Genomic DNA, 23866 nt, shown 5'->3' on the forward strand with positions numbered 1-23866 from the left:
AACTTATAAAAATCAATGAACAAATTTCCTTTAATTACCGACATTCACATTCACCCAATTTTAAAAGCTTTTAACTGGACAAAAAACGATGGGGAAAAGAACCCGTGGGAATCATTTAACCATGTTTTGCCCAATACCCGAACCGGGCGTTTTTCTGCTAATGCTACCAAAACATTGGCAAAATATACGCAGTGCAATTTTTACAAGCTTATAGAAGCTAATGTGAGGGTGGTATGCGTATCTTTATATCCTTTTGAAAGAGGTTTTTTAAATATGAGAAACCTTCCTAAATTGTTTACAACAGATGATGCCATATATGAAGTTACAGCCATAGCATCAGGTATGGGCGTAGAAAAGGTTAGACAATTAGATAACCATACCGACTATTATCAAGAATTTAAAGATGAATATGCTTACTTAAAAAAGCATGAAGGAAAATCGCCTTGCGGAAAATATAGCTACAAAGTAGTAAATAATTACAGCGAAATTCAAGAAGTATTAAAAAAAGATAATGAACTTGCCGTTGTTGTAACTTGTGAGGGAGCTCATGCTTTTTTTGACCACGAAATGTGGAACACCAATATGGGTAAAAAAGACTTAAAAGAAAGATTGAGTAAGCATGTGCAAGAAGTAAAAGAATGGGAAAATCCTCCATTTTTTATGAATTTAATGCATCATTTTTATAATTATTTAGGTGGGCATGGCACTACAATGTACGGAGTAACAGGCTCTGTATTAAACCAAAATAGAGGTTTAGAAAAAGGTCTTGAAGGGCTGGGTTTAAGAGTAATGAAAGAAATGCTGAGCAATAAAAACGGCAGGAGAATATTAATAGACACAAAACACATGAGTTTAGAGTCAAGACGTGAATATTACAGATGGTTGCGTACGCACAACTACATTAGCAGAATAGACAATATACCTATTATTTGTTCGCATACAGGTATAAACGGGTTTAAAACCATGACAGGTTCGCTTGCCAGAAAAGACACCAACAAGAAAAATAAAAAGAGTTATTTCTTTAATTGGGCTATAAATTTAAGCGATGAAGAATTAAATATCATTCATGATTCAGATGGTTTGATAGGTATAATTATAGATAAAGGAAAGCTTGGCGGTGGCGGTTTTGAAACCAAAGTAGGTAAAGCAAAAGATGATAAAGAAAAGAAAGAAATGTATATGCAATTGTTTTGGGATAATCTTTTTCATGCTGTAGATGCTGTGGGCAGTAAATCGGCATGGGATATGTTTTGCTTAGGTACCGATTTTGACGGAGCTATAAATCACGTAGATTTTTATGATGATGCTACTAAATTACCTAATCTTTATAACGATTTGTATGAGTTTTTAGACAGAAAAAAATATAAAAAGAAGCTATGGCATGGCTATAAACCGGAAGAGCTTTTAGACAAGGTTTTTTCTAAAAATTCTTTAAATTTTATGGAAAAGTATTTTGTGTAAGTATCTTAAACCAATCTTTTTACTTGCTTGAGATTGCCACAAAATTACTCCTTCGTCATAATTTTTCGCAAAGACGTATAGGAGAGGAGAAGCTTGTTGATTAATTTGAAAATTAGGTAATTGGATAATTTGGAAATGCCATCTTAATTACGAATGACCAATGCAAAGAGCTACGAATGTGAAATATAAGATTTCATAACATCTACAGCACCTCTGCTACTACAAAAATGCTACCCGTTATTAATATTAAATCCTCTTTTTCAGCGTTTTCTTTGGCTTGCTTAAATGCTAGGAAAACACTTTTGTAATTCTCGCCTAAAAGATTGAATTGTTGTGCTTTATTTTTTAATTCAATAGCATCTAAACCTCTTGGAATATTGGCTTTACAAAAATAATAGCTTGCTTTTTTAGGTAGTTTTTCCAATACGGCACTTATATCTTTGTCTGCTACTGTGCCATAAACTACATGTAAATTTTGATAGCTTATTTGCTTAATAGTTTCCAATAAATTTTCTATGCCTGCTTTATTATGAGCACTATCTGCCAATATTTTAGGAACTGTAGCTAAAATAGTGTTTCTGCCCATAAAAGTGGTATTTTTTCTAACTTCCCTTAAGCCGTCTTTTATATTGTTTTGCGTTATGTTAAAATCCTTTTTAAGCAAAAATATTGATGCTAAAGCTGTTTGTATATTCTTCTTCTGATAATTGCCATACAAATCTGTTGTATAAACCATTTTTTGCTTATTAAAATAAGTTTCAAAAGTGCTTCCTTCAAAGTTTGAATTAAAATTATATAGTTCTACAATCTCTTTAGCATAATATAATTGGCTATTACATTCTTTAGCTTTGTTTCTAAACACATTTTCTATTTCTTCTTGATATTCGCCTATTACTACAGGAATGTTCGGTTTTATTATTCCTGCTTTTTCCTTTGCTATTTCTGCCAAAGTATTACCCAACATATTAGTATGGTCAAAAGAAATATTGGTAATAACGGAAAGGAGAGGAGTGATAATATTGGTAGAATCTAAGCGACCACCTAAGCCCGTTTCTACTACGGCTACATCCACTTTTTGCTCTTTAAAATATTGAAATGCCATAGCAACCGTTATTTCAAAAAACGATGGCTTTATTTCATCTATTAAAGGTTCTATTTTATTTATAAAATCTACTACAAACTGCTCACTTATGTAAATGCCGTTTATTTTTATTCTTTCTCTAAAATCTATATAATGAGGAGAAGTGTAGCAAGCTACTTTTAAACCGCTTTCTTGCAATATAGAAGCTATGATATGCGTAGTGCTTCCTTTGCCATTAGTTCCAGCTATATGTATGGTTTTAAAATAGTTATGAGGATTATCTAATGTTTTTAGTAAAGCTATAATATTAGTTAAGTCTTTTTTAAAAGCTTTGTCGCCCACACGCTGAAACATGGGCAATTTGCTAAAAATATAATCTAAGGTTTCCGGGTAGTTTTTCATTTTTATTATTGATTCGTCTTTGCGAATGTAACAAAGTGAAATGAAGCAAACTGATTAGTTTACTCCGCTCGTTTCTCACTAGTAAAGACAACTATAAACAATACTATTTCATTAATTAGCTTGAAACTTAAACACTACATAGCCTATTTGTTTATCTCTGGCTTTATTATCAGAAACTACATTATTAAACTTTACTTTATAAGCTTCTTTTATGGCAAGGGCAACTAAATCTCGGTTGGTGGTAGTGCTGTTAAAACTTGTAAACTCGGCATTAGTAACTGTTCCGTGCTTATCTACGGTAATTTTTATAGTTACATTTCCATATTCATTGGTTGGATTAGTAGGAGATGGCTTAGAAACCAAACCTCTTCCTTTTAATCCCCAGCCTTTTCCACCGCTTCCTAATCCATTTCCTGCTATATCTCCATAAATATCACTTTCTAAATTGCCATCAGGGTTTCCTTGGTCGCCACTGGTGTTTCCTGTGCCTTGGTTGGCATTATTGTTTCCGCTAAACAAAGCATTTTCGTTTACCGCAGGTTTAGGGTCGGGCTGTGGCTCCGGTTTAGTATTTTCTGTGCTTTGTTCATTATTATTTGTACTATTTGTGTTAGGTTTTGTAGCCGCTGTAACTGCCACGTCTTCTATCTCTTGCGTAACACTTTCTATTTCTGCTTCAGCTTGTTGACTTTCTTGTACCGGCTCCGGGTTGGTTTCTTGTGGTTCTATGGTGTTTTCGGCAGTAGGAATGTTATCTTCATTCATGCCGGCATCTGTAGTTCCTAAATTAACCATAATACCCATATTGCTACTTTCTTCGTTTTGCTCACATTTTAATGTAAACAAAAATAAAGCACACAAAACAACATAAGCAGCGGTACTTATTTGGGCTATTTTTTTTCCTTGTCTATTTTCTAACGTAGCGTTCATTATTTTTATAGGTGCAATATCATATTAAATTCCATAAAGTTTAAGAATTTTTGGCAATGAGATTACCGCCTTCGCGGCAATGACGATATTTAATGATATAATTTCTTTGCTTTTCCATTCTTTTATTTAGGTTTTGTAGCTAATATCATCGGCACTTTTAGTTGGTTGCCTATATCTAATATTTCTACTGCTTTTTCAAGAGCCACATCTTTATCTATTTTTAAAACTACAGTAGTTTCTTCACTTGGATTTTTTTCTATTTCATTGTTTAATGAATACTTCAAATCATCATAGCTAACTACTTTATTATTAACCATGTATATCAAATCATTGCTTAAAGAAACTGTTATAGATTTATTAGCAGGAGTTTTTCCTTTTGCATTGGGTAAAATTAGTTTAAGTGCATTGGGCATTTCTGAATTAATTACAAAGAAAATTAACAACAGAAAGATTATATCCGTTAAAGATGCCATACTAAACGCAGCATTTACTTTATTTCTTTTTTTTAGTTTCATTTTTCTTGGTCATTTGTCATTAGTCAATGGTCTTTAGTTTATTATATACTTATCACGTCTTATGTCTTACGTCTTAACTTATATCTCACTTAGACGGTTCTTGCAACATATCAATAAACTCTGTACTATTGGCTTCCATTTTAAATATTACTTTATCTACCATAGAAGTTAATAAATTGTACGCTACATAACTAATAATACCTGCTGCCAACCCAAAAGCTGTGGTAAACATAGCTTCGTATAAACCACCAGCTAATTCTCCCGCACCTGTATTTCCTTCTGCCAAATCTTTAAAAGTGGTTATCATACCCGTTACTGTTCCTAAGAAACCCAACATTGGAGCCGCTCCACTTATAGTTGCCAGCACATTCATGCCCTTTTCAAGTCTTGTAACTTCCAAATTCCCTTGATTTTCAATAGTTGCTTGTATATCTTTTACCGATTTTCCTATACGAGAAACACCTTTGCCTATCATGTGAGCAATAGGAGAGTCCTCTTTTTCGCACCAATCTTTTGCCCCGGCTATATTGCCATTCGCCACAAAGTCTTTAACTCTGTTCATAAAGTTTTCGTCTATATTACCTGCCTTTTTTATGGCGGTATATCTTTCTATAGTTATATAAACAGTTATAACAGACAAAACAAAAATTAAAGCCATTATAAACAAACCGAAGAAGCCTATTTGCCCCAGCATAGAAAATAAAGAAGAAGTGGTAACTTCTGTAGTGGTAGCTACTGTAGTGGTAGCTACTGTATCTGTGGCAGTTGATGTTATTTGCAAAAATATTGCATTCATAAATTCAAAATTTTAATTGGAAACAAATGTAATAGTTATATAACTCCTTTAAAAAGCTATTTATTGCCATTACTTTTTCACTATGTCTAATAATTAATACAAATTAATAAATCAGAAATAGAGAAAACTATATTTAGCTCATTTATATGTTAATTAAATGCTCAAATGTTGATAAATAAAGTAAAGCTATTCTTGTTTAGTAGCTTTATTCCGTATTTTTGCTGTCTTGTAAAATAAATAACATTTATGGAGAAAAACGGAAAGATAATTCCTATTAACATTGAAGATGAAATGAAAAGTGCCTACATTGATTATTCAATGTCGGTAATAGTTTCAAGGGCAATACCAGACGTAAGAGACGGTATGAAACCGGTGCACCGTAGAGTGCTTTATGGAATGAATGACTTAGGTTTAGCACCTAATAAAGCCTATAAAAAATCTGCCAGAATAGTGGGAGAGGTGTTGGGTAAATATCACCCACACGGAGATAGCTCTGTTTATGACACTATGGTGCGTATGGCTCAAGATTGGAGTTTGCGTTATCCTTTAGTTGACGGACAAGGAAACTTTGGTTCTGTAGATGGCGACCCACCGGCTGCCATGCGTTATACAGAAGCCCGTATGAAAAAGATAACAGAGGAATTGTTATCGGATATAGAAAAAGAAACTGTAGATTTTCAACTGAACTTTGACGATTCACTTCAAGAACCTACCGTTTTACCTTCTCGTATTCCACAATTATTAGTAAATGGAGCATCGGGGATAGCCGTAGGTATGGCTACAAACATTTTGCCACACAACCTAAGCGAAGTAGTGGATGGGATGATAGCTTATATTGCCAATAACGATATTACCATAGAAGAATTGCTGCAATATGTAAAAGCTCCGGATTTCCCTACGGGAGGAGTTATTTATGGCTATGATGGCGTTAAAGAAGCATTTGAAACAGGAAGAGGAAAAATAGTAGTAAGAGGAAAAGCTACTATAGAAACACACGATAATAGTAGAGATAAAATTATTATTAACGAAATTCCATACTTAGTAAATAAAGCTACCTTAATTCAAAAAATATCTGATTTAGTAAACGAAGGCAAAATAGACGGTATTGCCGATGTAAATGACGAATCGGATAGAGATGGAATGCGTATAGTAGTTGATTTAAAACGGGATGCTATACCTAATATAGTGTTGAATATGTTGTTTAAACATACGCAGCTACAAACATCTTTTGGTGTAAACAATATAGCTTTAGTAGAAGGCAGACCTAAGTTATTAAACCTTAAAGAATTAATTAAGTATTTTATTGAGTTTAGACATGATGTTGTAACAAGAAGAACACAATACGAACTTAAAAAGGCAGAAGAAAGAGCTCATATTTTAGAAGGTTTAATTATAGCATCGGATAATATAGATGAAGTAATTAAAATAATTAGAGCATCGGAAAGCAGAGAAGCTGCACGAGAAAACTTAATGAAACGCTTTGATTTAAGCGAAATTCAAGCTCGTGCCATAGTAGAAATGCGTTTAGGTCAGTTAACAGGCTTAGAGCAAGATAAACTACGTAGCGAATATGACGAATTAATGAAAACAATAGCTCATTTAAAAGAAATATTAGCCAGCGAGGAAATGCGTTTTGACATTATTAAAGCTGAACTGATAGAAGTAAAAGAAAAATATGGCGATGAGCGTAGAACAGATATAGAATTTGCTGCCGGAGATATAGATATTAAAGACTTAATTCCGGACGAAGCAGTAGTTGTTACCATTTCTCATTTAGGCTATATGAAAAGAACGCCTTTGGCAGAATATAAAACCCAAAATAGAGGCGGAAAAGGCTCAAAAGGAAGTACCACCAGAGATGAAGATTTTATAGAGCACATGCTTATGGCTACGGCTCATAATTATTTATTATTGTTTACCGAGCAGGGTAGATGCTACTGGATGAATGTATATGAAATACCGGAAGGAAGTAAAACATCTAAAGGTAGAGCTATACAAAACTTAATAAATATTCCTTCTGATGATAAAATATTGGCTTTCATACCAATAGAAGACTTAAATGATGATGAATTTTTAGATTCTCATTATTTATTATTCGGTACAAAAGAAGGAACGGTTAAGAAAACATCTGTTAGAGATTACTCAAGAGTAAGAAGCAACGGTGTAAATGCTATTAACATAAAAGAAGGCGATGCTTTAGTGCGTGTAGTATTAACTACTGGCGATAGTGAAGTAGTTTTAGCTACTAAAAAGGGTAGAGCCGTTCGTTTTGACGAAACAGACGTGCGTGCTATGGGAAGAACAGCCACAGGCGTAAGAGGTGTAAAACTTAACGGGGCAGACGATGCTGTTATTGGTATGATTAGCGTAGCTAAAGACGATAAAGAATCTACTGTATTAGTGGTTTCTGAAAATGGCTATGGAAAACGAACACTACTTGACGAAAAAGATGAAACAACAGGGGAGTGGGAAGCCGTTTACCGTATTACCAAACGTGGTGGTAAAGGTGTAAAAACCATGAATATTACGGATAAAACAGGAAATTTAATTGCCATTAGAGAAGTAACTGATAATGACGATTTAATGATTATCAACAAATCCGGAATAGCTATACGTTTAGAATTAGATAGTGTAAGAACAATGGGAAGAGCTACACAAGGAGTTAAGCTAATTTCATTAAAAGGTTCAGATAGTATAGCTGCTGTTAGCGTTATAAAAGACGGAAAAACAGAGCGAGAAGAAAGCGAAAATATTGAAAATCAAGACGAAGAAGGAGCAGACGAAAATGCTTCAGAAAGCGGAGAAGAATAATTTTGGCAAGTAATTTGAATAATAATCTTAAAACAAAATAAAAAAATGAAAAAAACAATTTTAATAATCGGGTTATTGGGCATTGCTTATACGGCTACGTATGCCCAAGCCAGTAAAGTGATGGCAGCTTACAATTATTTAGCTGATTATCAAACGTATAAAGATGGAAAAGATTTAGTTTCGGCAAAAGAAGCCATAGATGCGGCTGCGGAAAATGAAACAACATCTTTGCAAGGAAAAACATGGTATTACAAAGGCATGGTTTATTATATGATGAGTAAAGATTCTTTATTAAACAAAACAAGTAATACCTATTTAGAAGAAGCTCAAAAAGGTTTTGAAAAAGCATTAAGTATTGACGATAAAAAATTTAAAGACAGAAAAGAAGCTGTAAACTATGTTAAAGCAATAAGTGCAGATGTTTTTAATAGAGGAGTAGATGCTTATCAAAATCAAGATTATGAGCAAGCTTACAATGATTTTTCTGCTATGAAAAGCTTAAATAAAACACTGAAAGATAATAATGTAGAGCCTGTAGTACCTACAGAAAAAGTAATGTTAAACATTGCATCTGCGGCAGAAGCAGGAGGTATGACTAAAAAAGCCATAATAGCTTACACAGAAGTATTAGAAGTAAATGATGATGTAAATACCTACAGATTTTTAGCCAGTTTATATACCAAAGAAGGTAATAAAGAAAAGGCTATGGAAACTTTAGATGCGGCAGCTAAAAAGTATCCTGAAAACGCTGATGTAGTTATAGACCAATTAAATATTTTTATAACTGACGGAAAATTAGATCAAGCAATTGGAAAAATTGATAAAGCTATAGAGTTGCAACCAGACAATGATATGTTGTATTTTATAAAAGGAAATGCTTACGATAAAAGTGGCGACATGGACAATGCGATAGTGCAGTATGAAAAAGCTATAAAAATTAACCCTAAAAACGATAAAGCATTGTACAATGCCGGAGCTATGTATTTTTTAGGTGCCAACAAATATATAGAGCAAATGAACGCTTTAAGTTATAAGCAAGAGAAAGAATATAATGAGCTAAATGAGAAACGCAAAGGAATGTATTTAAAAGCGAAACCTTACTTTGAAAAAGTTTTAGAAATTGCTCCGGATGATGATGCCAGCAAAAGAGCATTATTTAAAATAAACTCAGCTTTAGAAACGAAATAGTTTTTCTTTGTGTGCGGTTTTTTCCAGTGGCTTAAAAGCCATTGTTAAAGCAAAAATAACAAACAAACATAGAAAAGGAGTGTGTAGAAATATGCATTCCTTTTTTGTTTTAAAAAACTCTACTTAACATAATATAAATTATAGGGTAAATAAATGAAATAATAGCTGTATGCTATTAAATAACTAATAATCAATTAAATAAGCTATATTATTTGAATAAAAATATAAGTTAATAATGGAACCGAAAGTAAAAAAAAATTATACTTCAACGATACAACTTGTATCTCTTGAAATTTAGAAATTAAATGTTAAAACAATCTATAAAAGTAAAATACAATGTAAAATATTTGGATTGAGAAAATATAAAATATAACTTAAAGCTCTGAAAAAACGAAAGCGACCCGTGAAGGCCGCTTTAAATGTTTTCACAACGGAATAATCCTTATTGTGAATTGGTCAAATCGTAATGCAAATATAAAATAAAAATTAGAACATGAAAAAAATATTAGGTTTAGATTTAGGAACTACTTCAATTGGTTGGGCTTATGTGCATGAAGCTGAAAACGAAAATGAACAATCAGCTATAAATAATATAGGTGTTAGAATTGTTCCTTTAAGTACAGATGAAAAAAATGACTTTGAAAAAGGAAATCCTATAACTACTAATGCTGACCAGATTATGAGCATGGTCCTTATCCATTAAGACGAATAATTATTGAAATATTCGGAAAATTTTATTGCAAAAGAAACCAGTTATAAAAGGAAAAGTGCATATAATACGCTAAAGATTAGGATTGTAAAGTATTGAGAAAAAAGCACTCAATGAAAAATTACAGCGTAGTCGTATAATATAATGAAACTAAAGAGGATTTAAAAGTAGTAGAAAAGATTTAAAAACCACTAATGTATTGCCTATGATGAATTTATAAAAAGAAAAAGCAGGAATTAGAGATATAGAAACACGATTTACAACAAAATTGATCAATACAAAAGCAAAGAAAATGTTTCATGACATTATAAAGGCAGAAGACAAAATGAAAATGGAAGAAAGACATAAAATAACCAATGGTTTGGTAAAACATTTTTTAGTAACTCAAAAGTTGATAAAAGTAACCACGCGTTCACAAAATAAAGGAAGTGATTGGTCAAATGTACACTAGATGAAAAATTAAGCTTACAAATGCTACAGGAGCATGTTTCTATGAACAAATAAAAAAATAGAAACCGAAATTTAAGCACAATTTCCAGTTTAGAATACCTTATCAAAAAAAGAAAGATTGATTTATTTGTAAAAAACTAATGAGCTTCAATCTGAACTTAAAAAATAAATTCAGATAAATTATTTAACAAATGGCAGAAATTCTTTATAACTCAAAAAGATAGGATGAAGTTCAATTTCAATCAATGTTTACTTCATAATTAGAAGTGTATTTGACTACCAAGTTGATTAAAAAAGAAATTCTTAGGATGTTATGAAAAAACGGTTAAGAGAAATTAAAAAACTAGGTTTAAAATGTATCCTAAAACCTATCCCTATTTCAAGAATTTGGAATTTGCAAGATAAAGAACATTAAAGGTTAAAACGAGAACAAATAGTAGAAGGAACCAAAATTTGATAGATGTTACTCTCCCTCTTTATAGATGAATTGGTAAAAGAAATTTGACTATTTTCAAAATCTTCTATTTGAGAAAAGGAATATTAAACCTAATTGAGGAAAATAAACCTGAAAATGAATAATAATTTGAAAAAAGATAGTATATTTATAGAATAGAATGATTTTTAAAGAGACACTCTAAAAGGAAATGAAACTTTAACTTACAATTTTTAAAAACGATTGATCAAATGATAAAGATAAAATAATAATATTATATTAATCACATAGATGAAGAAAACTAAAAAGAATTACAACGGCTTCAATCTAAAAAAACAAACAAAACTTTTAGATTTTGTGTACTTTCAGACGAAAAAGAATCTTATTGGAGTAAAAAATACTACCAATATTGTGCTGTTAAATATTGAAACAACTATAGAACAGGGTAAACATGGGAAAAATTAATGTTGATTATATAAACAAACATTAAAGCAGAAGTATCAATGACATTCTAAAAAACAACTAAAAGTTTTATTGTAAAAGATTTGACCAAATTAAATACTTAAGCAGATATTTGGTTTATGATAAAAACATTCAGAAAAGAATAGAACAAAGATTAGACAATATTAAAAAGAAGTGGCAAATACATTCAAAAGTACCTAAAACAGCTTAAAAACCCTATGAGACAATAAAAAACGATGTTACAGATGTTTGGAAATTAATATGGCGAAATAGAAGAACCATATTGAAATGGAAGAAACTAAAAAAAATAACAGTGAACAATGAAAAAGATAGCTGATGAAACATAACTTAGAGAAAAGAAAGGATTAAATCATTAATTTGCTAATTAATAATGAGCTTTGACTAGATATTGATGACAGCCAAACAAACTGATGAATTAAAGATAAATTTGAAATGGAAAACAAAAATTGAAAAATCAAATTTTGAAGTAAATCCAAACAGAAAGTTACGATATTAAAAAATTTAGAATATGGATAAGAATAACAATCTAATCGAATGGGAAAAAATAAGATAAAAATACAATTATGCAAGAAATGCTGTCTATATACAGGAAAAATAATATTGAGCAGACTTTTTGATATTAACAATATTTTGAGCATGTATTCCCTGTGCAAATAAACGATAATTTTAGTAATTTAGTTTTTAATGGCGTAAGAAATAAAATAAAGGCAACAATTAATAACATAAACTTGGTTAGTAAACAGCAAAGATTGAGCATGGGAAAAGAAAGTAACATTTTTACCTATCAAGAATATGAGATTGGAAAGAAACTTTTAAACGTCAAAAAGCAAAATGAAAAATTTGTTAGCTCTGATCCTGAAGATTTATAGAAAGACAATTAAGATACGTTACATTATAGAAACATTTGTGGCAAAAAAATGGAATTCTATTTACAGTATTACCTGAATTAAAAAAAATTAGATTGGGGTTTAAATAGCGTGTGAAAGAAATTTTAAACCCTTGATGATGACAAAATCACCAATATCTATATTGTTAAAGAAACTGACAATCATGGTAAATCCAACTTCTCAGTTTAAGGAAAGAAAATGAAAATTCAAACACCAAAACGAATAGACCACGACATCATGCATTAGATGCTTTAATACTGGCAGCTACACAAGGGAACATATTGTTATTTGAATACATTGAATGGAGATACTGAAGATGAAATAAAAAAAATAAAAACAATCTATTCAGTAAAAGGTAAAATAAGAAATATTTTAATCACCATAATAATTTTACTAAAGATACCAAAAATGAATTTAGAAAATTAATTTAGCAAAACCAAAAGATATTTAAATAAACCGAAAACATATAAATTAGAGTTAAAAAAGTCTAAAGAACAAAAAAGCAACAATATGAAATCAAGTTTAAAAACTAAGGTATTATTATAAAGAATTTATGATGAAAAATATTGTTAAAGCAATGAAATTATAGAACGAATATTAGTTCAAAATCAACAATGAGATGTCTAAATAAAGAAGCAGTAATTATTAAAAACATATAATGAAAGAATAGGATTCAATACATGAAAAAGAACAAAAGAAATAAAATATTTGAAAATGGCACATTAACAGATTTATCTGGCAAAAGTATAATTATATTAGAAGAATTTAAGATATGCTACGAAAAGAGTAACTCTTGATAAATCATTTGATCACAAAAAATTGACAAAATACATGTTAAATGGAAAGTTTTGGGAAAATTGCTTCAGAAATTTAGATGATTTTAAGATTTTTAAAAAGAAAAAAAAAAAGAATTAATGCAAAGAGAATTAAAAATTGTTTCCAAATTTAACTGAAGATGAAATAGAAATAATTTAGATGTAGATAAAAGAAGTTTTCAGTTCTGAGTTTCAAGGAGAACTTATAATCTTGCTAGCAGGTCAATTACTAAAGTAAAATATGAAAAAGGATAGAAACAACAAAATTTGGGCAGTATGTAGAAGTAGATCCAAATTTATTTTGTAATGGTTTGAAACCAACAACATGAAAAAAGAATAATTTTTATTACTGATAAGTAATGAACTGTATTTCAAGGAAAAAGATTATACAAGATAGAAATTGGATTTGATAAAATAATTCTTTTGCAGTGATTAGTCTATTTAACAGATGACAAATGAAATAAAAGAAATTGATTGGGATGTAAAAGATTTTGATTAACGAAAATTGGTAGATTTTAAAAAACAATTTATTTCTAAAAGAGTGTTGCCGATTTAACATCATACGATTCAAAGTTAAATGTGTATTGGTACAAATTATCAAAGTTTGATGATGAAAGTAACAATGCAGATGTTTGAATGAAATTAGATGGATCTATAGGAAAATTTCTAAAGCATAAGCAATGATAAACGCACTATTTTGTAGGTAATCCATGTAGTTTAAGTACTAAAACGAACAGTTGGTATTCAAATACAACCATGTAAAAGGAATGGAAGATATGCCCAATAAAACTGTGCCTATAGAAGATATTGCCATGCTTTTATTAGAACATGACCAAATAAACATCACTCATCCCCTACTCAATAAATTAATTGAAAATAATGAGCAGTTGTTTGTTGCAATAAACAAAAACACCCAAGCGGTATGATGCTTAATTTAGATGGGCATTCTGTACAAAGCGAACGTTTTAAAGCACAAATAGAGGCAAGTGAACCACTAAAAAAGCAATTATGGCAACAAACTATTATAGCTAAAATTCAAAATCAGCGTGCCTTATTAAATAATTGGAATGTGGAAACCGCTTATTTAGATAATTTAATTAGAACCGTACGTTCAGGCGATACAGATAATAATGAAGCCAAAGCAGCAGTATATTATTGGCAACGATTATTTCCACCCTCTTGGAATTTTTTTAGAAAAAGAGAAGGAGCACCACCCAATAATTTATTGAATTACGGCTATGCAATTATTAGGGCATCAATGGCTCGTAGTTTAGTAGGGAGTGGCTTACTACCCACTTTTGGCATTTTTCATAGAAACAGATATAATGCCTATTGTTTAGCAGATGATATTATGGAACCCTATCGCCCATATATTGATAGTATAGTAAGGGAAATAATCCATTCAACTTCTCACATAAAAGAATTAAATACAGAATTAAAAGTTAAACTCCTTAATTCTTTAAGTATGGATGTGATAATTGACAATAAAAAAAGCCCCTTGTTAGTAGCCATGCAAAGAACAACCGCTTCCTTAGCCTCTTGTTATTTAGGCGAGCAAAGAAAACTGCTATACCCTACCCTTTTATATAATGAATAGTGAACGTTTAAATGCATATAGAATAATGTGGGTGTTTGTATTTTTTGATTTGCCAACAGAAACTAAAAAGATAAAAAACAATATGCCCAATTTAGAAAAAAAGTACTGAATAGTGGTTTTAATATGTTTCAATTTTCTATTTATATGCGTCACTGTCCCAGCAGAGAAATGCAGATGTACATATTAAAAGAATAAAAAACATTATTCCCCCCAATGGTCATGTAGGTATATTAACTATTACAGATGTTCAATTTGGTAATATGGAAATATATTATGGAGGAAAAAAGGAAGAACCACAAGCAGGTTATCAACAATTGGAATTATTTTAAAAATAAAAATGTCCCACTTTGTCTTTAAAGACTTGAGTTGGGACATTTTTTCTTTGTAAATTTAATGTAAACCCTTACTAAATAAGGGTTTTAGCTTATTCTGTTGTAAAGTCAAAGATACAAAGAACAAATTTGAAAGCAATTCCACAACTATGACTATAAGTTGTAGTCAAAATACGATTTGAAAGCAATTCACAACTATTTCATTGTAATCAAGATAAAGAACAATTTGAAAGCAATTACAACTGTCTTGTCGTCATTGTTCAAATACGACAATTTGAAACATCAAACCTATGCGTAATCAAAGATACAAAGAACAAATTTGAAAGCACACAACAGTATTGAAGTTGAACTTAGACCGAGCTTTCATTGTAAATCAAAGATACAAGAACAAATTTGAAAGCAATCACAACTAGTTACGCATTCTGTAGTCAAAGATACGAATGAGTTGTAAAAGATACAAAGAACAAATTTGAAAGCAATTCACTTAATGGGAGAGTTTCAGGCAATTCACAACCTTTTAATTAAGTCAAAGATACAAAGAACAATTTGCACACAACGTCATAATCTGACGCTTTACTATAAACAACGTTTTTAATCAAAGATACAAAGAACAAATTTGAAAGCAATTCACAACCACTGCATACTACGGTAAGTTGTAAGTCAAAGATACAAGAACAAATTTGAAAGCAATTCACAACTCCACTTTTGTATATACGAACTCCTATATCAGTTGTAAATCAAAGATACAAAGAACAAATTTGAAAGCAATCCACATCTCTGTAAGTGTATGAAGTCTCTTACAATGTTGTAAGTCAAAGATACAAAGAACAATTTGAAAGCAATTCACAACAACTGACGAGTATGGTTTAAACGTGGCAAGAAATTGTAAATTTAAGTTTCAAAGATACAAAGAACAAATTTGAAAGCAATTCACAACACAATTACATCAAACGCTAAATCGTTTTGAAGTTGTAAGTCAAAGATACAAAGAACAAATTTGAAAGCAATTCACAACTTCTTATATATCAGACTTACAACTTATGTTGTAAATCAAAGATACAAAGAACAAATTTGAAGCAATTCACAAAGATTTGTTCTTTATTTCAACATCTGTAAATCAAAGATACAAAGAACAAATTTGAAAGCAATTCACAACATCTACTATGTATAGGTTATTTAACGAGCGTTGTAAATCAAAGATACAAAGAACAAATTTGAAAGCAATTCACAACTGTTTTCGTCTATATTTCAGTTCCACTGTTGTAAATCAAAGATACAAAGAACAAATTTGAAAAACTTCACAACATAGTTGGAGAAATAAAAGAATGTCAAGTTGTAAATCAAAGATACAAAGAACAAATTTGAAAGCAATTCACAACTTGAAGTCTATACTATTCTTACAATTTGTAAATCAAAATACAAAGAACAATTTGAAAGCAATTCAAACGATTTAGGTTTCCAGAGGAAAGTTGTAAATCAAAGATACAAAGAACAATTTGAAAGCAATTCACAACCTGTTAAATATGAAACTTCAATTATTGAAGGTTGTAAATCAAAGATACAAAGAACAAATTTGAAAGCAATTCACAACTAATAATGTCATTTGTTTACGTTTTTATGGTTAAATCAAAGATACAAAGAACAAATTTGAAAGCAATTCACAACGCAATAGTTTATTATAGCTATTTAAATGAGTTGTAAATCAAAGATACAAAGAACAAATTTGAAAGCAATTCACAACTGTACTTCTTGTAAATTGTCCATTTGTGTAAATCAAAGATACAAAGAACAAATTTGAACAATTCACAACTCCATACCATGCTGTATCTTTCTGTTGTAAATCAAAGATACAAAGAAAATTTGAAACAATAAACAGTTAATCAAACAAAGAACAAATTTGAAAGCATTCACAACGGTCGTGAGTTGGTAAAACTACTATGCTTGTTGTAAATCAAAGATACAAAGAACAAATTTGAAAGCAATTCACAACAAAAGACAATATAAGGCTAAACGATGCTGTTGTAAATCAAAGATACAAAGAACAAATTTGAAAGCAATTCACAACTTGAAACTTCTATGTTACACTTTCAAAAGTTGTAAATCAAAGATACAAAGAACAAATTTGAAAGCAATTCACAACTAAATCCGACAGTTAAACATCGTTATGTTGTAAATCAAAGATACAAAGAACAAATTTGAAAGCAATTCACAACCATGGCAACCTAATATGATTATTAGTTATAAATCAAGATACAAAGAACAAATTTGAAAGCAATTCACAACTGAAATATCTTGGTATCGTTCTGTAAAAGGTTGTAAATCAAAGATACAAGAACAAATTTGAAAGCAATTCACAACTTAACAATGCAGAAACGATTAAATAATTGTTGTAAATCAAAGATACAAAGAACAAATTTGAAAGCAATTCACAACATTCTTGAATATTGTATTTATCCTGCGTTGTAAATCAAAGATACAAGAACAAATTTGAAAGCAATTCACAACTGTAGATTTTATAGCTGGTTTCCTTTTTGTTGTAAATCAAAGATACAAAGAACAAATTTGAAAGCAATTCACAACTTTCTGAACTATTGAACTATAACTTTGCGTTGTAAATCAAAGATACAAAGAACAAATTTGAAAGCAATTCACAACCTCAGTCGGCAGGAATTATTTGGGCTATAGGTTGTAAATCAAAGATACAAAGAACAAATTTGAAAGCAATTCACAACGTTAATTGCTTCTTGCATGCATATGTGAGCGTTGTAAATCAAAGATACAAAGAACAAATTTGAAAGCAATTCACAACATTCTTGGTGGCGGTTGTATTTATCCTTGCGTTGTAAATCAAAGATACAAAGAACAAATTTGAAAGCAATTCACAACGTTATCTCCATTTGTGTCTGTGTGTGAGAGTTGTAAATCAAAGATACAAAGAACAAATTTGAAAGCAATTCACAACTACTTGTTGAATTCTTCAATTAATGTATTTGTTGTAAATCAAAGATACAAAGAACAAATTTGAAAGCAATTCACAACCTAATGTTGTCATTGTTTCTTTGTTTTTGAGTTGTAAATCAAAGATACAAAGAACAAATTTGAAAGCAATTCACAACCTATACCTTGCTCCGCTAAAATTTCAGTTGGTTGTAAATCAAAGATACAAAGAACAAATTTGAAAGAGCAAATAAATCTTATCTGATATATTTCATCTTCCAAAATCTGTTAGTCCAACATCTGCTTAGGAAAACAAACATAATGTTTGGTAACAGCTTTTTCTACCGTTAAAGTGTTCCATTGGTCAGATGCATCTATAAAATCTAATACTTTATTGTTTTTAAACAGTATTTTAATTTTAGCATGGTCGGGATGATACAAATAGCTTGTTATTGATTTATACGGCATTAAATATGACACTTCATTTTCAGAAACATTAAGCTTAGCTATTAATTTATCTCTAATTTCTGCTATTGTTTTAGGCTTAAAATCCTCATTTTGAATTTTAATTTTAAACAGTTTCCTATTTAATAAACTATTGCTCAAAAAAGACAAAATTTTGTCGTTATGGTTGCTCCAAACTTTCAGCGAAGCCAAAACATCTATATCGTCAAGCTTTGAAAAATTTAAAAGAAAATTATCGGAGTTTTTATCTTGAGATTTTTCACTCAAAAAAAAGTCCATCATAGTTCTTGTAGAAACATCAGTGTCTTTTTTAGCCAATTCTTGAGCTCTTTGCACTACTTTTACCAGCATTTGCTCGGCACTAATTACGGTTTTATGCAAATAAACCTGCCAATACATAATACGTCTTGAAACTAAAAATTTCTCTACGGAGTAAATACCTTTAGATTCTACAACAAGCTCATTATCAAATACATCTATCATGTCAATAATTCTATTGTAGTTAATAACGCCTTCGCTTACACCTGTAAAATAGCTATCTCGGGTTAAATAATCTAGTCTATCTACATCAAGCTGTCCGCTTACTAATTGATACAAAAACTTTTTATGATATTGATTAGTAAAAATCTTTATTGCTAAATCTAATTGACCATTAAATTCTTCATTAAGTTTTTGCATATATAGCAATGAAATTTTCTCATGCGAAGTACCTTTAATTAGTATATGCTCTAAGGTATGAGAAAAAGGTCCATGCCCAATATCGTGGAGTAAAATAGCTAATTGAGCCGCCAATGCTTCTTCTTTAGTAATTTTTACGCCTTTGTTTTGCAGTACATTAATGGCTTTTTTCATTAAATGATAAGCCCCAAGTGCATGATGAAAACGTGTATGATGAGCACCGGGATATACTAAATATGTTAATCCCAACTGTTTTATCCTTTTTAAACGCTGAAAATAAGGATGTTCAATAATATTAAAAATGAGTTTATCAGAAATGGATATAAAACCATGAACAGGGTCATTAATAACTTTTTGCTTCATAATTAATATTTGAATCAAAGGTACGCAATCAAGTTAAATGAAATAAATTTTTAAAGACATGGATAAAAATTGTATTTTCACACAAAATTTTAAACATGATTAAATATTTGCTAACTATTCTATCACTTTTTTCTATTGCTTTTGCTCAATTAACACATGAAAAATGTGGATTAACAGACTATGAACAATATTTAGAAAGCCAACACCCAGGTTTTCATGATGCGGTAAAAGCTACTTTTAATAAAGCACAATAACGCAAAATTGGGCATTAAAAAACTACAAATAATAAACAAATAAGATGAAAATTTTAGCCTTTGCAGGTAGTAGCAGTTCTCAATCTATAAATAAAAAATTAGTACAGTTTACTTGTACTTTATTCAATACAAAAAATATAGATTTTATAGATTTGAATGATTTTGAAATGCCTGTTTTTAGCGAAGACAAAGAAAAAAATGGCATTCCTAAGCAAGCTTATTCTTTTGCTCAGCATATAGATAACTGCAATTTAATAGTAATGTCATTAGCTGAGCATAATGGAGCTTACACCGCTGCTTTTAAAAATTTATTTGACTGGACAAGCCGAATACCTAACAGAACTGTTTTTGAAAACAAACCCATTTTACTCATGGCAACATCAGATGGACAGAAAGGTGGACAATTTGTGTTAGCTATGGCAAAAAATAGGTTTCCATTTAATGGAGGTGTGGTTTTAGATACATTTTCACTACCGGAATTTAGCAAAAACTTTAAAGAAGGTAAAGGCATTATTAATGAAGAACTTTTGCTTAGCTTAAAATCAAAAGTTAAAAAAATTGAACAAGAGCTTTAAGCTCAACTTTTAGTAAGACCTTTACAATAATTCAACAGAATTACAGTTTTCTTATAAAATTACAATTGTTTTTATGTCAAATATTAAAATTTTATGGGCTGATGATGAAATAGATTTGCTTAAGCCCCAAATCATGTTTTTAGAAAGCAAAGGATATGAAATTGTACCCGTGTCTAATGGGCAAGATGCCATAGATAAAGTACAAGAAGAAGAAATAGATATTGTTTTTTTAGACGAATCAATGCCTGGTCTTTCAGGCTTGGAAACATTGCCTAAAATAAAGGAAATAAAACAACATATTCCTGTGGTAATGATAACTAAAAATGAAGAAGAAGACCTAATGGAAGAAGCCATTGGTTCGCAAATTACCGACTATTTAATTAAGCCTGTAAAATCGCAGCAAATACTGCTTACTTTAAAGAAAATAGTAGATAACAAACGACTAGTAAAAGAAAAAACACAATCGGCATATCAACAAGATTTTCAAAAACTGTTTATGCGTATGCAAGACCGCTTAGACCACAGCGAATGGATAGATTTATACAAAAAACTAATTTTTTGGGAATTGGAATTAGATAAATCTAACACCAACGAAATGGCTGAAATATTAGCCAGCCAAAAGTCTGAAGCCAATAAAGAATTTGCTAAATATGTAACTAAAAATTATATTGATTGGTTTAAAAATACAGACGAAGCTCCTCTTTTATCTCACAACTTATTTAAAGAAAAAGTTTTTAACTTGCTAAAACAAGATAAACCTACTTTCTTTATTTTAATAGATAATTTCCGTTATGACCAGTGGAAAGCTATAGAGCCTGTATTGTTAGAAAACTTTAAAGTGCAGCAAGAAGATATGTTTTACAGCATACTGCCTACGGCAACTCAATACGCCCGAAACGCCATTTTTAGTGGATTAACGCCTTTGCAAATTCAAGAACATTACCCTAACTATTGGAAAAATGATGAAGACGAAGGTGGCAAAAATCTTTATGAAGAAGAATTAGTTAATGAGCTGATAAAGAGAACTTTCAGAGAGCCAATAAAAGTAAGTTACACTAAAGTAACCAATTTTGATGCAGGCAAACTTTTAGAAGACAACATGAATAATTTACTTAATAATAAACTCAATGTTATAGTTTATAATTTTGTAGATACCGTTTCTCATGCTAAAACAGAAATGGATATGATAAAAGAGTTGGCAAGCGATGATAGTGCTTTTCGTTCGTTAACATTAAGTTGGTTTGAGCACTCACCGCTACACAATGCTATAAAAAAATTAATAGACAAAGATGTAAACATAGTAATAACTACCGACCACGGCATGAAATTAGTTCAGCATCCATCAAAATGTATAGGCGATAGAAATACATCTACCAATATAAGATATAAAACAGGCAAAAGCTTAGCGTTTGAAGCCCGAGATGTTTTTGAAGTTAAAGACCCAAAACAGGCACACTTACCTTCAACTAATTTAAGTTCAAGCTACATTTTTGCTAAAGAAGATATATATTTAGTTTACCAAAATAACTACAATAAATTTGTTCAATATTTTAAAGATACTTTTCAGCATGGCGGTATTTCTTTAGAAGAAATGATAATACCGTACATAGAACTTAAAGCAAAATAACTTTAAAAATGAAAAATCATTAGGCAAAACAAGATTTTTTTCGGATATTTAAACAATAACATTACAAGAGAATGGCAACAGTTGACAGCATAAGAAATGGATTAATAGAAAAAATACTTTCTATAAAAAATAAAGATTTTTTATTAGCCTTAGATAAATTAATTTCTTCCAGTTCTTCAGAATCAGAGATAATAGAATTAAATGATGAACAAAAAACAATGTTGGAAATGAGTGAGCAAGATATAAAAAATGGCAAATTGATTTCTCAAGAAGCAATGGACAAAAGAAATCTTGAATGGCTAAACGAAATGTAATTTGGACAAAAACAGCCAACTTTAAACAAAAAAAACTTCAAACTCCAAACATAAAACATTGAAAACCATTGAAGAAACCGTTTCATTAAAACAACTACCCTCTTTTTGCAAAGAAATATTGCCTTTTATAAAAGAAAACAAAAAAATACTTTTTTATGGCGAAATGGGTTCGGGCAAAACTACCATGATTAAAGAATTAGTAAAACTATTAGGTAGCCGCAATGAAGTAAGTAGCCCTACCTTTGCCCTTATTAATTTGTACGAACTAAATACTGATGAAGATATAGTACATTTTGATTTGTACAGGCTTAAAGATGAGCAAGAGTTATTTAGCATAGGAGCTATTGATTATATAGAGAGCAACAATATTTGTTTAATAGAATGGCCTCAGTTAGTAGAACCATTTATTGAAGCAGGTTTAAAAATAGAGATTGAAAAATTAAATGAAAATGAGAGAAAAATTTGTATTTTTAATTTTTGAAAATGCAAAATGTAAATAATGTCTGAAGATTCATCAAAACAAAACCTTACTCCCGAACATTTTGGCATTATGCCCCTTGTGGAAGCCGTGATGGTTAAAAGTAAAGAAAAAAAACTTTACATAGGACTACCTAAAGAACGTACTTTTAATGAAAACCGAATAGGTTTAACGCCCGATGCTGTAAGAGTTCTTGTGGCAAACGGACATCGGGTTACTTTAGAACACGATGCAGGAAAACTATGCGGGTTTTCAGATTATTTATATGCCGAAGCAGGAGCACAAGTTACCAAAAACATAGAAGAAGTTTTTCAAGCCGATTTAATTATAAAAGTAGCACCTCCTACCCTTTTTGAAATTGAGCTAATGCAGCCCAACCAATTTTTAGTTTCGCCTATACATATTCCCACTATTACAAAGGAATATTTATATGGCTTGATGAAGAAAAAAATTAACGCCATTGCTTATGAATTTTATCAAGATGAAGCTAATAATTATCCTTTTGTTACAGCCATGAGTGAAATAGCAGGTTCTAACGCTATACTAATAGCAGCAGAATTAATGAGCAATGTAAATAATGGCAAAGGCATGTTTTTAGGAGGCATTTCCGGTGTGCCACCAGCTAAAGTTGTGCTATTAGGAGCCGGCACAGTAGGTACATTTGCTGCCAGAGCGGCATTGGGTTTAGGAGCTCAAATTTCTGTTTTTGATAATGATTTACATAAACTTACACAATTACAAAACAATATAGGACAAAGGGTATTTACTTCCGTAATAACCCCCGAAGTATTGAAAAAAGAAATTTTAGAAGCTGATGTAGTAATAGGTGCTATACACAGCCCTACGGGAAGAACTCCCGAAATAGTTTCGGAAGAAATTGTAGAGAATATGAAAAAAGGTGCGGTAATTGTAGATGTAAGTATAGACCAAGGTGGCTGTTTTGCTACCAGCAGAATGACAACTTTAGAAAATCCTACTTATGTAGAGCATGATGTAATACATTATTGTGTACCAAATATTCCTGCTCGTGTAGCTCAAACGGCAAGTTTTGCGTTTAGCCACTTGCTTACACCCATTTTATTTAAAGCAGACAGTGTAGGAGGTATTTCTAACTTAATAAGATACGACCGTGGTGCTTGCAAAGGCATATACACATACAACGGGCATTTAACCCACAATCATTTATCTCAAAAATTTGATATTAAATACACCAATTTGAATTTAATTTTTGGAGCAGGATTTTAATACCAATTGTTAATTTAAAATAGTCTTAATTATTTTGAAT

17 protein-coding genes, 2 pseudogenes and 1 CRISPR repeat array are annotated in these 23866 nt (G+C 30.6%); of the genes and pseudogenes, 14 read left to right on the forward strand and 5 right to left on the reverse strand.

Annotated features, from left to right (window positions below; all coding sequences use genetic code 11):
• Nucleotides 1–15: 15 nt before the first annotated feature.
• Nucleotides 16–1461: a membrane dipeptidase gene (locus tag H6578_07755; protein ID MCB9227043.1), complete on the forward strand. Its 1446-nt coding sequence runs from the start codon at nt 16–18 to the stop codon at nt 1459–1461.
• A gap of 202 nt (nt 1462–1663) precedes the next feature.
• On the opposite strand, the gene H6578_07760 is transcribed toward H6578_07755, so the two are convergent.
• The 4 genes from H6578_07760 to H6578_07775 all read right to left on the reverse strand — a co-directional run bounded on the left by H6578_07760 (nt 1664) and on the right by H6578_07775 (nt 5185).
• Nucleotides 1664–2944 (reverse strand): bifunctional folylpolyglutamate synthase/dihydrofolate synthase, encoded by a 1281-nt coding sequence (locus tag H6578_07760; protein ID MCB9227044.1) that lies wholly within the window; start codon nt 2942–2944, stop codon nt 1664–1666.
• Between the two features lie 111 nt (nt 2945–3055).
• Nucleotides 3056–3874: a hypothetical protein gene (locus H6578_07765; GenBank protein ID MCB9227045.1), complete on the reverse strand. Its 819-nt coding sequence runs from the start codon at nt 3872–3874 to the stop codon at nt 3056–3058.
• 122 nt (nt 3875–3996) lie between these two features.
• Nucleotides 3997–4389, reverse strand: a complete 393-nt coding sequence (locus H6578_07770) for a biopolymer transporter ExbD (protein ID MCB9227046.1) — start codon at nt 4387–4389, stop codon at nt 3997–3999.
• 85 nt (nt 4390–4474) lie between these two features.
• The gene (locus tag H6578_07775; GenBank protein ID MCB9227047.1) at nt 4475–5185 is read right to left on the reverse strand and encodes a MotA/TolQ/ExbB proton channel family protein; all 711 of its coding nucleotides are present in this window, start codon (nt 5183–5185) and stop codon (nt 4475–4477) included.
• Between the two features lie 246 nt (nt 5186–5431).
• Between H6578_07775 and gyrA the strand changes: the two genes are divergently transcribed.
• The 7 genes and pseudogenes from gyrA (at nt 5432) to cas2 (ending at nt 14887) form a co-directional block, all read left to right on the forward strand.
• Nucleotides 5432–7996 (forward strand): DNA gyrase subunit A, encoded by a 2565-nt coding sequence (gyrA, locus tag H6578_07780; GenBank protein MCB9227048.1) that lies wholly within the window; start codon nt 5432–5434, stop codon nt 7994–7996.
• Nucleotides 7997–8041: 45 nt separating this feature from the next.
• Nucleotides 8042–9184, forward strand: a complete 1143-nt coding sequence (locus H6578_07785) for a tetratricopeptide repeat protein (protein ID MCB9227049.1) — start codon at nt 8042–8044, stop codon at nt 9182–9184.
• A gap of 493 nt (nt 9185–9677) precedes the next feature.
• Nucleotides 9678–9887: a hypothetical protein gene (locus tag H6578_07790; protein ID MCB9227050.1), complete on the forward strand. Its 210-nt coding sequence runs from the start codon at nt 9678–9680 to the stop codon at nt 9885–9887.
• Nucleotides 9888–10185: 298 nt separating this feature from the next.
• Complete coding sequence (locus H6578_07795) at nt 10186–10344, forward strand: hypothetical protein (protein MCB9227051.1); 159 nt, start codon at nt 10186–10188, stop codon at nt 10342–10344.
• Between the two features lie 1562 nt (nt 10345–11906).
• Nucleotides 11907–12128, forward strand: coding sequence for a hypothetical protein (locus H6578_07800; protein MCB9227052.1), 222 nt, complete (start codon nt 11907–11909; stop codon nt 12126–12128).
• Between the two features lie 1600 nt (nt 12129–13728).
• Nucleotides 13729–14558: pseudogene (gene cas1, locus H6578_07805) on the forward strand (type II CRISPR-associated endonuclease Cas1).
• Nucleotides 14551–14887 (forward strand): annotated as a pseudogene (gene cas2 / locus H6578_07810) (CRISPR-associated endonuclease Cas2). The pseudogenes cas1 and cas2 overlap by 8 nt, the downstream one beginning before the upstream one ends.
• Before the next feature lie 301 nt (nt 14888–15188).
• Nucleotides 15189–18082: direct repeats of the CRISPR family, unit length 35 nt; unit sequence AAGATACAAAGAACAAATTTGAAAGCAATTCACAA.
• Nucleotides 18083–18115: 33 nt separating this feature from the next.
• On the opposite strand, the gene H6578_07815 reads toward cas2, so the two are convergent.
• Nucleotides 18116–19333 carry an HD domain-containing protein gene (locus H6578_07815; protein MCB9227053.1) on the reverse strand — a complete coding sequence of 406 codons (1218 nt, stop codon included), beginning with the start codon at nt 19331–19333 and terminating at the stop codon, nt 18116–18118.
• A 95-nt stretch (nt 19334–19428) separates the two neighbouring features.
• Here H6578_07815 and H6578_07820 point away from each other — a divergent pair, with 95 nt between their 5' ends.
• The 6 genes from H6578_07820 to H6578_07845 all read left to right on the forward strand — a co-directional run bounded on the left by H6578_07820 (nt 19429) and on the right by H6578_07845 (nt 23826).
• A complete protein-coding gene (locus H6578_07820; protein ID MCB9227054.1) occupies nt 19429–19587 on the forward strand; it encodes a hypothetical protein in 159 nt (52 codons plus the stop codon).
• A gap of 44 nt (nt 19588–19631) precedes the next feature.
• Nucleotides 19632–20162: an NAD(P)H-dependent oxidoreductase gene (locus H6578_07825; GenBank protein MCB9227055.1), complete on the forward strand. Its 531-nt coding sequence runs from the start codon at nt 19632–19634 to the stop codon at nt 20160–20162.
• A 73-nt stretch (nt 20163–20235) separates the two neighbouring features.
• Nucleotides 20236–21789: a PglZ domain-containing protein gene (locus H6578_07830; GenBank protein MCB9227056.1), complete on the forward strand. Its 1554-nt coding sequence runs from the start codon at nt 20236–20238 to the stop codon at nt 21787–21789.
• Between the two features lie 71 nt (nt 21790–21860).
• Nucleotides 21861–22103, forward strand: coding sequence for a hypothetical protein (locus H6578_07835; protein ID MCB9227057.1), 243 nt, complete (start codon nt 21861–21863; stop codon nt 22101–22103).
• A gap of 58 nt (nt 22104–22161) precedes the next feature.
• Nucleotides 22162–22584 carry a tRNA (adenosine(37)-N6)-threonylcarbamoyltransferase complex ATPase subunit type 1 TsaE gene (gene tsaE, locus H6578_07840; GenBank protein MCB9227058.1) on the forward strand — a complete coding sequence of 141 codons (423 nt, stop codon included), beginning with the start codon at nt 22162–22164 and terminating at the stop codon, nt 22582–22584.
• A gap of 18 nt (nt 22585–22602) precedes the next feature.
• Nucleotides 22603–23826 carry an alanine dehydrogenase gene (locus H6578_07845; protein ID MCB9227059.1) on the forward strand — a complete coding sequence of 408 codons (1224 nt, stop codon included), beginning with the start codon at nt 22603–22605 and terminating at the stop codon, nt 23824–23826.
• Nucleotides 23827–23866 lie beyond the last annotated feature (40 nt).

The sequence above is a fragment of the Chitinophagales bacterium genome (genome assembly GCA_020635995.1).
GTDB lineage: Bacteria > Bacteroidota > Bacteroidia > Chitinophagales > UBA8649 > JAFMKE01.

Bases quoted from the DNA above. Each gene is read 5' to 3' on its own strand.
- H6578_07830 (MCB9227056.1), top strand. From the start codon at position 20,236: ATGTCAAATATTAAAATTTTATGGGCTGATGATGAAATAGATTTGCTT.
- H6578_07755 (MCB9227043.1), top strand. From the start codon at position 16: ATGAACAAATTTCCTTTAATTACCGACATTCACATTCACCCAATTTTA.
- H6578_07835 (MCB9227057.1), top strand. From the start codon at position 21,861: ATGGCAACAGTTGACAGCATAAGAAATGGATTAATAGAAAAAATACTT.
- H6578_07775 (MCB9227047.1), bottom strand. From the start codon at position 5,185: ATGAATGCAATATTTTTGCAAATAACATCAACTGCCACAGATACAGTA.
- H6578_07795 (MCB9227051.1), top strand. From the start codon at position 10,186: ATGTTTCATGACATTATAAAGGCAGAAGACAAAATGAAAATGGAAGAA.
- H6578_07790 (MCB9227050.1), top strand. From the start codon at position 9,678: ATGAAAAAAATATTAGGTTTAGATTTAGGAACTACTTCAATTGGTTGG.
- H6578_07770 (MCB9227046.1), bottom strand. From the start codon at position 4,389: ATGAAACTAAAAAAAAGAAATAAAGTAAATGCTGCGTTTAGTATGGCA.
- H6578_07785 (MCB9227049.1), top strand. From the start codon at position 8,042: ATGAAAAAAACAATTTTAATAATCGGGTTATTGGGCATTGCTTATACG.
- H6578_07760 (MCB9227044.1), bottom strand. From the start codon at position 2,944: ATGAAAAACTACCCGGAAACCTTAGATTATATTTTTAGCAAATTGCCC.
- gyrA (MCB9227048.1), top strand. From the start codon at position 5,432: ATGGAGAAAAACGGAAAGATAATTCCTATTAACATTGAAGATGAAATG.
- H6578_07820 (MCB9227054.1), top strand. From the start codon at position 19,429: ATGATTAAATATTTGCTAACTATTCTATCACTTTTTTCTATTGCTTTT.
- H6578_07765 (MCB9227045.1), bottom strand. From the start codon at position 3,874: ATGAACGCTACGTTAGAAAATAGACAAGGAAAAAAAATAGCCCAAATA.
- H6578_07845 (MCB9227059.1), top strand. From the start codon at position 22,603: ATGTCTGAAGATTCATCAAAACAAAACCTTACTCCCGAACATTTTGGC.
- H6578_07825 (MCB9227055.1), top strand. From the start codon at position 19,632: ATGAAAATTTTAGCCTTTGCAGGTAGTAGCAGTTCTCAATCTATAAAT.
- H6578_07815 (MCB9227053.1), bottom strand. From the start codon at position 19,333: ATGAAGCAAAAAGTTATTAATGACCCTGTTCATGGTTTTATATCCATT.